At 71.3% G+C, this 908-nt stretch carries 2 protein-coding genes and 1 pseudogene; all 3 read right to left on the bottom strand.

Going from position 1 to position 908, the window contains the following annotated elements; genetic code table 11:
* Positions 1-111 precede the first annotated feature (111 nt).
* A pseudogene (locus D2K64_RS25265) lies at positions 112-357 on the bottom strand (class I SAM-dependent methyltransferase); the annotation flags it as partial.
* 38 nt (positions 358-395) lie between these two features.
* Positions 396-584, bottom strand: coding sequence for a hypothetical protein (locus D2K64_RS25260; RefSeq protein ID WP_202910824.1), 189 nt, complete (start codon positions 582-584; stop codon positions 396-398).
* A 21-nt stretch (positions 585-605) separates the two neighbouring features.
* Positions 606-908 (bottom strand): excalibur calcium-binding domain-containing protein (locus tag D2K64_RS23825; protein ID WP_162306254.1); only part of this gene is annotated, 303 nt, incomplete at its 5' end.

Here is a 908-nt window from a genome sequence, read left to right as displayed (position 1 = left end):
TGGAGCGGCATCCGCGACAGCTTGAGCGCGCTCCTTGACGGAACAATCTGAGCAAAGGCAAAGATCTTCGTACCAACAGCTCTGGGGGGCGGCCGGGTGGGAAAGGTGCCGTCATCCGGCAGGCGCAGCGCCATGCCGGTCCAGGACACCTCCGCCCGGCTTGAGCAGGGTGCAGAGCTTGCGGAAGGCGCGGGCGCGCTGGCCGGGCGGCACATGTTGCCAGACGGCGCTGAGCAGCACCGTGTCGAAGCCGAGCCCGCTGCGCAGCAGGCCGGGCAACTCCGGCAGGGCATCGCCGGTCCAGCGGATCCGCGGATCGGGGTGCAGGCGCTGGCCAGCGGCGCGCATGGCGGCGGAGGGCTCGGCGGCGACCCCTCATGACCGAGCGAGGCGAGCTAGTCGGCGTCCCGGCCACTGCCGGCACCGAGATCGAGCAGGGCCGCGGGAGCCGCCGGCGGCAGGTCGCGCCACCAGCCATGCAACGCCTCCGGCCGCACCGCCTCATAGCGCGGCACCAAGGTCTTGGCCTGTGCGTCGTACCAGAACATCGGCTGAGTATCGCCACTGGCCGCCATGGCTGCCAAGTCAAGGACTGTGCCTGCTGCCTACCGGCAGAGGCTCTCGCAGGGCACGCCATCACGATCGCCATCCAGTCGACTCAACCCGCATTGCTGCAGGTGAAAGCGTGCCTCGGCGCAGCTCGTCATCTCGCGGCACAGGCGCTTGCCGCCGCAGCCGAAGCCACTGGCTCCGGAAGCCGCCGAGACGCGAGGCGTGGAGGAGAGGGCAGGCTGCCCGGTGGTGCGCTCCTGCCGGCGCCAAGCCCAGGGCGGCACCCGCTCCGCCTCCGGAAGCGACCACAGCCCGCACCGGGCCTGCCGGGCCTCGTCCTCCATGGCCAGCATGGA

The sequence above is a fragment of the Teichococcus vastitatis genome (assembly GCF_003604215.1).
Lineage (GTDB): Bacteria > Pseudomonadota > Alphaproteobacteria > Acetobacterales > Acetobacteraceae > Pseudoroseomonas > Pseudoroseomonas vastitatis.
The sequence above is the reverse complement of the archived record's forward strand: the minus strand, read 5'-3'. Positions and strand labels throughout refer to the sequence as shown.